This is a genomic window from Caballeronia sordidicola (genome assembly GCF_002220365.1).
In the GTDB taxonomy this organism is placed as follows: domain Bacteria; phylum Pseudomonadota; class Gammaproteobacteria; order Burkholderiales; family Burkholderiaceae; genus Caballeronia; species Caballeronia sordidicola_C.
On record NZ_MTHB01000284.1, the window covers coordinates 23,522 to 31,331 of the forward strand.

8 protein-coding genes and 1 pseudogene are annotated in these 7,810 nt (G+C 57.2%); 6 read left to right on the plus strand and 3 right to left on the minus strand.

Features of this window, described 5'->3' with window-relative positions; genetic code table 11:
• Positions 1-72: 72 nt before the first annotated feature.
• Complete coding sequence (locus tag BSU04_RS41705; RefSeq protein WP_089166036.1) at positions 73-765, minus strand: alpha/beta fold hydrolase; 693 nt, start codon at positions 763-765, stop codon at positions 73-75.
• Positions 766-933: 168 nt separating this feature from the next.
• On the opposite strand from BSU04_RS41705, the gene BSU04_RS41710 reads away from it, so the two are divergent.
• The gene (locus tag BSU04_RS41710; RefSeq protein WP_089166037.1) at positions 934-1,557 is read left to right on the plus strand and encodes a CGNR zinc finger domain-containing protein; all 624 of its coding nucleotides are present in this window, start codon (positions 934-936) and stop codon (positions 1,555-1,557) included.
• 57 nt (positions 1,558-1,614) lie between these two features.
• Here the strand turns inward: BSU04_RS41710 and BSU04_RS41715 are convergent, their stop codons facing one another.
• Entirely contained in the window at positions 1,615-2,505 is an 891-nt protein-coding gene (locus BSU04_RS41715) for a LysR substrate-binding domain-containing protein (RefSeq protein WP_089166038.1), read from the minus strand.
• Positions 2,506-2,601: 96 nt separating this feature from the next.
• Here BSU04_RS41715 and phnA point away from each other — a divergent pair, with 96 nt between their 5' ends.
• The 4 genes from phnA (at position 2,602) to BSU04_RS41735 (ending at position 6,280) form a co-directional block, all read left to right on the plus strand.
• Positions 2,602-3,825 carry a phosphonoacetate hydrolase gene (gene phnA / locus BSU04_RS41720; protein WP_089166039.1) on the plus strand — a complete coding sequence of 408 codons (1,224 nt, stop codon included), beginning with the start codon at positions 2,602-2,604 and terminating at the stop codon, positions 3,823-3,825.
• A gap of 50 nt (positions 3,826-3,875) precedes the next feature.
• Positions 3,876-5,162, plus strand: coding sequence for an MFS transporter (locus BSU04_RS41725; RefSeq protein WP_089166040.1), 1,287 nt, complete (start codon positions 3,876-3,878; stop codon positions 5,160-5,162).
• A gap of 79 nt (positions 5,163-5,241) precedes the next feature.
• Positions 5,242-5,646 (plus strand): hypothetical protein, encoded by a 405-nt coding sequence (locus tag BSU04_RS41730; RefSeq protein WP_089166045.1) that lies wholly within the window; start codon positions 5,242-5,244, stop codon positions 5,644-5,646.
• 157 nt (positions 5,647-5,803) lie between these two features.
• Positions 5,804-6,280 (plus strand): Lrp/AsnC family transcriptional regulator, encoded by a 477-nt coding sequence (locus BSU04_RS41735; protein WP_089166041.1) that lies wholly within the window; start codon positions 5,804-5,806, stop codon positions 6,278-6,280.
• 127 nt (positions 6,281-6,407) lie between these two features.
• Here BSU04_RS41735 and BSU04_RS41740 read toward each other — a convergent pair whose 3' ends face one another.
• The gene (locus BSU04_RS41740) at positions 6,408-7,418 is read right to left on the minus strand and encodes a branched-chain amino acid ABC transporter substrate-binding protein (protein ID WP_256983882.1); all 1,011 of its coding nucleotides are present in this window, start codon (positions 7,416-7,418) and stop codon (positions 6,408-6,410) included.
• A gap of 143 nt (positions 7,419-7,561) precedes the next feature.
• On the opposite strand from BSU04_RS41740, the pseudogene BSU04_RS47260 reads away from it, so the two are divergent.
• A pseudogene (locus BSU04_RS47260) lies at positions 7,562-7,810 on the plus strand (IS21 family transposase); the annotation flags it as partial.

Genomic DNA, 7,810 nt, shown 5'->3' on the forward strand with positions numbered 1-7,810 from the left:
TAAAGACACGAGCACCAAGCCCGTGGGCTGAATTCATGCAACCCTGTGGCGGGTACGAAGCCTTCGGGTCTATCAGACGCGAACTTCACGCACGGCCTGAAGAATCACATCAACGACGAAACCGGGTGCCGTGACACTCGGTGTGTGGTCGACCGGATGCACGCTCACCCGCGCCTTCATACGCTCAGCCATGAAGCGCTGGGTCTCGGCGACGATCATGTGATCCTGCTCGGCCAGCAAATACCAGCTCGGCACGTCCTTCCAAAGCGGACGTCCTACGGGAACGCTGATACAAGCCGGCGAGATCGGGCGCTGGACGGCAGCCAACACCGCCAACTCTTGCGCCGATGCGTCTTGTGCAAAGGCCGCGGCAAACGCCTCCTGGGGCAACCAGATCAAGCCATGGTTATCAGGACCGAGCTTGGGCGCTGTGGGGTGCGGCTCGTTTCGATAGAACACATCGGCTACCGTTTCTCCCTCGGCGGGGCTAAGCGCGGCGATGTAGACCAGCGCCTTGATCCTGGGATTGCGCGTGGCACCAATGACCGCGCCAGCGTAGGCGTGTCCCACCAGCACAACAGGCCCGTCAATCCGTTCCAGGGTTCGGTCGAGTGCCGCAACGTCGTCGTCCAAGGTTGTCAATGGCACAGGGACAGTAACCGCACTAACACCATTTGACTGGAGTCCAGTGATGACTTTACTCCAGCTTGATCCATCGGCCCAGGCCCCGGGTACGAGCACCACTTTCACATCGCTTTCAGACATTTTCGTCTCCTTTCTCAGAGGAAAATTCACGTGAAGGCGAACTCCGTTGCTGCAAGTTGGCCAACAATTCAAGTAACCCTTCTAATGCATTCGGAAAGGTTATTCGATGATGTGGTAACCTGTCAATAGTCTTTGAGAAGGTTATTTTCATCCACCTTGAGGTAGCCAATGCCCCAGCCATTTCCCGCGATGTTCATAGCCGATTCGGCTGGCCTGGATTTTTTGAATTCAGTGGCTACGCCCGTCGACATCCCGATCGACTGGATCGCCGATGGCGAGGGCCTGCTGGCTTGGCTCGAGCAGTCGCAGCTGGTGCCCGCACAAGTGCTGCGCACGATGCGCGAGCGCGCCATGCCAGGCGAGTTGGATCGCCTGGCGGATCAGGCGCGCAGTCTGCGTGAATGGTTCAGGGTGTTCGTGCGTGATCGCATGGGCAGAACGCTTGAGGCTGCGGATCTGCGTGAGCTGGAGCCTCTGAACCTGCTGCTCGCACGTGATGACGCATTTGGGAAAATCGTCGCTCACGAACATGCGGCGACGGGTGCCTTCACGTTTGAACGCTCACGACGTTGGAGTTCGCCGGAGTCACTGCTTCTGCCAATCGGGGAAATCCTGGCGAAGCTTGTTTGCGAGGAGGATTTCACGCACGTGAAAGCCTGCGAAGGTCCGACCTGCACATTGATGTTCGCCGATCACACGCGAGGACATGCGCGACGCTGGTGCAGCATGGCGGCTTGCGGCAACCGGGCGAAGCAAGCGGCGCATCGGAGCCGGATCAAGGGACAAGGTTGAAATTGCGTGCTGAGAACCCGCCGAGCCTATCCGCGCTCACGCTACAGGCAATGCGATTCACTTCTCCTTCGTGCTGACTGATTGAAGCCAGTCGACAAACGCTCTCATATGGACCGGCTTGTCAGCGTCAAGCGGCACCAACGCGTAGTAGGTTGAGCCCGGCGAGAGCAAAGCGGGAAATGGCTTCTGCAGCCGGCCGGTTGTGCAATCGGCGTCAAGCGTAGGAAAGGGCCCTATACCGAAACCGAGCCCATCGACTACCGCCTGCAAGGTTACAAAAAAATGGTCGAACCGTAACGTTCGACTTGCTCGAAGCGTGGATTGGCTCGCGGCTTCAATCCACGCTTCCCAATCGCCCGGGCGGGTTTCAGTCGACAGCCAAGTCTCGGCGGCAAGCTGCTCAACGGTCCTGATGCCCGAACGGGCGAGCAGAGACGGACTCGCGATCACGGTATTCGATTCTCGAAACAGCGGCCATGCCTGAAATTGGCCACCACTGGGTACGTCCCGCCGTATTGCAACGTCGAAGCTTCCCCTGAACGCAGGCTCCGTGGAGAGCACGGTTGACACACGCACGTCCACCTCCGGGCATGCCTGAGCGAATAGTGGCAACCGGGGGATCAGCCAGCGCATCGCGACCGTGGCCGATGCGCTGACTCGGATGACCTTTACATGCCGGTTCTTTCCATAGCGTTCCGCGGCGTCCGCAATGTGATCGAACGCAGCGCTGATTTCGCGGGCGAGCGCCCGGGCATGAGGAGACGCCACCATGCTTTGCCCCTCGCGCACAAACAACGGCTGACCAAGCCACTCCTCGAGACTCGCGATTTGCCGGCTGACCGCGCCGTGAGTGAGGTTCAGCTCTCGGGCGGCGGCCGAATAACTCCCTGCACGGGCCGCCACTTCGAATATGCGCAACGCGTGAAGCGGGGGAAGCTTTTGTCTCATGTGTGAGCTTTATGCACAGATACGGCTACTTTTTAGCGATTGTGTGAGAACGCGTCTCATCATACGCTGAGATCAGCTCAACAAGCGAGGTGATCCATGACTGAACTTATCAACGTTAATTCCCGATCGTATCGACTGCCGTCGGCTCCGACGATTGTTGTCTGCGTCGACGGATGCGAACAGGAATACATCAATCAGGCCATTCAAGCAGGGAAGGCTCCGTTTCTCGCCGAGCTGCCCGCGTTCGGCTCGGTACTGACAGGAGACTGCGTGGTTCCGTCGTTCACCAACCCGAACAATCTGTCGATCGTTTGCGGTGCGCCGCCATCCGTTCACGGCATCTGCGGAAACTTCTTTTTTGATCAGGAGGCGAAAGAGGAGGTCCTGATGAACGACGCGAAATATCTTCGCGCGCCGACTATCTTGGCCGAGATGGCCCGGGCGGGTCAGCGTGTCGCGGTGGTGACTGCAAAGGATAAGCTGCGCAGCCTGCTCGGCCATCAGCTCAAAGGTATCTGCTTTTCGGCTGAAAAGGCCGACGAGGTGAACCTGGGTGAGCACGGTATTGAGGATATCGTAGCAAGGGTTGGCATGCCGGTACCTCCCGTGTACAGCGCGGAGCTTTCGGAGTTTGTTTTTGCCGCAGGACTCTCGTTACTGACCCACGAGCGCCCTGACTTGATGTATTTATCAACAACCGATTACGTACAGCACAAGTACGCGCCAGGCACGCCGGAAGCCAATGCGTTCTACGCGATGATGGACGGCTACTTCAAGCGTTATCACGACGAAGGCGCGGTAGTGGCAATCACGGCCGACCACGGGATGAATGCCAAGACCGACGCGATAGGCCGTCCAAACATCGTATTTTTGCAAGACCTTCTGGACGCCCGATACGGGGCGCAGTTCGCCCGCGTCATCCTGCCGATCACAGATCCCTATGTGGTACATCATGGCGCGCTTGGGTCTTATGCGACGATTTACTTGCACGACACAGAACGCCGGCGCGACGTCACGGATTTCCTCGCTGGGATTGCTGGTGTCGAGGCGGTATTTACGCGCTCGCAAGCTAGCCAGCGGTTCGAAGTGCCTGAAGATCGGATAGGTGACCTCGTGGTGCTCGGAGAGCGGCTGACGGTACTCGGAAGCGCTGCCGACAAACATGACTTGTCCGGATTGACCGTGCCGTTGCGTTCGCACGGCGGCGTGTCCGAGCAAAAAGTGCCGCTCATCTTCAACCGCAAGGTAGTTGACGTTGATAGTGCCCGTCGTTTGCGTAATTTCGACGTTATCGATATCGCGCTCAACCACCTCGGTTGATCAAGTAACCGGCTAGCGCAGCGAAGACTGCGCGCCGCACGGAGACAGATATGCCCTCAGATACACCCAATACTTTGCAATGCCAACCAACATTGCAAAGCGCCACCTTCAACCAGTACAAATGGCGCGCGCTCATAGGGGTGACGTTCTGCTATCTCTTCTACTACACCGGCCGCCAGACCCTTGGCTTTGCGGTCTCCGGCATCCAGCATGATTACGGCTTGTCGAAATACCAAATTGGCTGGATCAGCGCAACGATGTTGTGGTGTTATGCCGGTGGCCAATTCATCAACGGCAATCTGGGCGATAAACTCGGTGGCAAGGCAATGATGATCGCCGGTGCGATCCTCTCGCTTGCGGCGAACTGGGTCTTCAGCTTCGGCCACACATTCTTGTTTTTTCTACTTGCATGGGGCGCGAACGGCTACTTTCAGTCAATGGGTTTCGCGCCGGGCAGCCGCTTGCTGTCGAACTGGTGGGATCACAAACATCGCGGTTTTGTGTACGGCGTATATATCGGATTTTCCGGATTTTCTTCCGTGCTCGCTTATGTTTTTCCCGTTCTCATTCTCGGCACGATGCATCTCGACTGGATCTGGATTTTTAGACTGGCTCCCCTGTCGATGCTACTCGGCGCACTGGTCTTGTTGATTTTTGTATCGGAGCGTCCCGAAGACAAGCATCTCAAGAGCGTTGAACCTGCGAGTGACATCCTGCCGTTGGCGGTGCAGGATGATTTGACGAGCGCACAGCGATATGGACTCGTGCTGCGAAACTGGAGGCTTTATATCACCGGGCTTGCCATCGGTTTTCAGAACGCCGCACGATACGCTTTAGTCGTCTGGGTGCCGGTACATTTTCTCGGCATGGACTGGAAGACGTCGTCAGCGCTGATTGATCCGAAGTGGATCACTGTCGCGTTGCCGGTAGGGATGGCGCTTGGCTCACTATCGAACAGCTGGATTTCCGACGTGCTGTTTCAGGGAAGACGCTATGTCGCGATCGTCGCATACATGGTATTGGCTTCAACGACCGCGATCGTCATGATGTTCGTGCCGCACGCAAGCATGTTCGCGATTGCCCTGCTGTTCCTTTGCGGATTTTTTGTCTTCGGGCCGGCGTCCTCGTTCTGGGCGCTCTGTCCAGACATCTTTGGACGTCGCGTGGCGGGCACTGCAACGGGTGTCCTCAATACCATGTCCTATATATTTGCTGGCATTGGTGAGCCGGTCATCGGCCACATGATTGATTCAACGGGTAATACGTCGATCATCTTTCCGATTGTGGCGGGGCTGTGCGCGGCGAGCGCGGTATTGTCGATGCTGATTAAACGCTGATCGGGTCGGGGATGGCGGGTACCTGATGCAAGATGCCATTACAATCCAGCACTTCGATCCGACAACCGTGAATTGCGCCATGAGATACCTCTTTGCATTGACACTCGCGGCGGTCATCTCGACCGCAAGCACGGCCGCGATAGCCGACACCCCCGCGGGCAGCGATACCCCCAAACAACAGTGCGCCATTGGGTATGTCACCGGCGTCGGTGGATCGGCACAAAGCGTTCATGATTACCTTGCGACCCCCGACAGAGACAAATATCGCTTCCTTGCGGACAACCCGATCCAATGCCAAGTCTCCGACGAGGGTCGCGCGTCTGCCTGTACCGGCATCACAAGCCTCCAGCATGAAAAAGTCAGCGTGTACGACGACGACATCGACAGCGCGACCATGGCCGTGGTTGCGCGCGTGGAACTCGATCACGGGACATATCCGGTCATTATCGTTGTGCCAAAGCCCGATGTGAAATGCGAGGAGTGAATGTGATATCCGGCAGGTCCTCGACAAAGCCCCACGGGTAAAGGACTCCTTGACGTGCCTTTGATAGGTAAATAATATTGCGTCAAATTCGCAGCTTGGTTATTGAACTTGCCTACGTGACGCAAAGATTTATCTACTTGAGGTTGGACGCAAAACCATGGCCGTTGCTCTCGATGTCTTCGACCGCAAGCTGCTGGCTGAAGTCCAGCGAGACGCTCATACCCCTCAGAACGAGCTGGGTGCCCGGGTGAATCTGTCCACCGCCGCAGTCAACCGCCGTCTGCGACGTATGGCCGACGACGGCGTGATAGACCGGTACACGGCGGTCGTTTCGCCGGAGAAAGTTGGCTGCCCTCTTACTATTGTGACGACCGTAGAAGTCGAGAGCGAACAGATCGACCTTCTGGACACGATGAAGCGGACCTTCGAACTGTGTCCGCAGATCCAGCAGTGCTATTACGTCGCTGGCGAATGGGACTTCGTGCTTATCCTGACAGTGCGGAACATGGAGCAATACAACGACCTTACCCGACAGCTTTTCTTCGCCAATAACAACGTGAAGCGCTTCAAGACACTGGTGAGCATGAGCCGCGTGAAGGTCGGGTTGAACGTGCCTGTGGAGCTGGATGAATGATTCCGGGGTCTGAGGATCGAAAGACGCGAAGGCGGAAACAACCGGGCCGTCGCCAGCCCTCAACCCCGATTCGTTTTCAATGCCGTCGCCAGCGGCTCGCATGCTGTCCCAATGCCAACCACGCTTCTTATCGGACGACGCTCCGATCCTGCCAGTCGCCCTGGCCGAACTGCCGAACCGTAATTGCCCCATTTCGGATGTCGCCCTTATCGTCGAACTGGATTGGGCCGGTCACGCCGTCCAGATTCAGAGCCTGAAGTTTTGACAGATAGACCTTCGGGTCCGTTGAATCCGCAGCCTGCATTGCACCGACCATCGCCATCACCGCGTCATAGGCATAGGGTGCGTAAAGTTGCACTTGCACGCCGAATCGCTGCTGATAGCGTTTGAAGAACGCGTCGCCCTGGGGCATCTTCGAGGGAGGCACTCCAGCAAGTGTGCAGTACGTATCGCTATTCATGGATGTACCTGCGAGCTTGATGAATTGAGGCGTGCATGCCTCGTCGCCCGCGATCAGTTTGGCCCTCAGCCCGAGACGCTGAGCTTGCTGCGCGAACGCTGCGGCTTGGGTATCTCCGCCCGTGAATACGATGCCGTCGGGAACGTGACTCTTGATGGTCGTGAGAACGGCCATCCAGTTAGTCGTTTTGTCAGTTCCATATTCACGGTCTACAACGGTACCGCCAGCAGCCTTGACTGCCTTTTCTACTTCATCGGCCAGGCCCTGTCCGTAGGCCGTGCGATCGTCGACAATCGCAACCTTCGTGGCCTTCAGGTCCTTCACGAGATAGGTGCCAATGACAGTCCCTTGCCGGACGTCGTTAGCGACCATGCGAAACACGGTCTTGTATCCCTGGGCGGTCAACTTCGGGTTGGTTGCAGATTCAGTGATCATGGGGATGCCTGCATCCGAATAGATCTTGAAAGCGGGAATCGACGTACCGGAATTGGCATGCCCGACAATACCCGATACCCGGTCATCAACGAGTTTCTGAGCAACGGTCACCGCAGTCTTGGGATCGGCGGCGTCATCCTGAGAATCAAGCACGAATGTGACTGGCTGTCCGCCGATGCGGATTTTCTTTGCGTTCAGGTCTTCGATCGCGAGCCGGACACCATTTTCGTTGGTGCGCGACAATTGGGAAGTCCGCTTTTGCGACAACTATGATGGCCGGCGGTGAGGTGTCGAAGGCGGCGTAGCCGCCGTAGACGACGAACCACCGGCAGCGCTGATTCGGCGGGGAATAGGATGGTCGACTGCAGCTAAAGAGCAGTTCGCCAATGTCTGGAACCCACATCACCGATCGACAGGTTCATCTCTACATGACCAAGCGCAAAGACCACACACAGGAAGTTGCCGCCGCGAAAGCAGGTATGAGCGTGCGTACGGCTCGCCGCGTAACCAAAGCGACCGAGTTGCCCTCGCAGAAACCAGAACGCGATTGGCGGACGCGGACAAATCCCTTTGCCGACGTTTGGGATAGCGAAATCGTGCCGTTGTTACGCTGTTCGCCGAAACTCAAAGCCATC

What these genes read in the sequence shown, in the direction of transcription:
- BSU04_RS41705 (WP_089166036.1), bottom strand. Translation starts at nt 765, where the DNA reads ATGTCTGAAAGCGATGTGAAAGTGGTGCTCGTACCCGGGGCCTGGGCC.
- BSU04_RS41710 (WP_089166037.1), top strand. Translation starts at nt 934, where the DNA reads ATGCCCCAGCCATTTCCCGCGATGTTCATAGCCGATTCGGCTGGCCTG.
- BSU04_RS41715 (WP_089166038.1), bottom strand. Translation starts at nt 2,505, where the DNA reads ATGAGACAAAAGCTTCCCCCGCTTCACGCGTTGCGCATATTCGAAGTG.
- phnA (WP_089166039.1), top strand. Translation starts at nt 2,602, where the DNA reads ATGACTGAACTTATCAACGTTAATTCCCGATCGTATCGACTGCCGTCG.
- BSU04_RS41725 (WP_089166040.1), top strand. Translation starts at nt 3,876, where the DNA reads ATGCCCTCAGATACACCCAATACTTTGCAATGCCAACCAACATTGCAA.
- BSU04_RS41730 (WP_089166045.1), top strand. Translation starts at nt 5,242, where the DNA reads ATGAGATACCTCTTTGCATTGACACTCGCGGCGGTCATCTCGACCGCA.
- BSU04_RS41735 (WP_089166041.1), top strand. Translation starts at nt 5,804, where the DNA reads ATGGCCGTTGCTCTCGATGTCTTCGACCGCAAGCTGCTGGCTGAAGTC.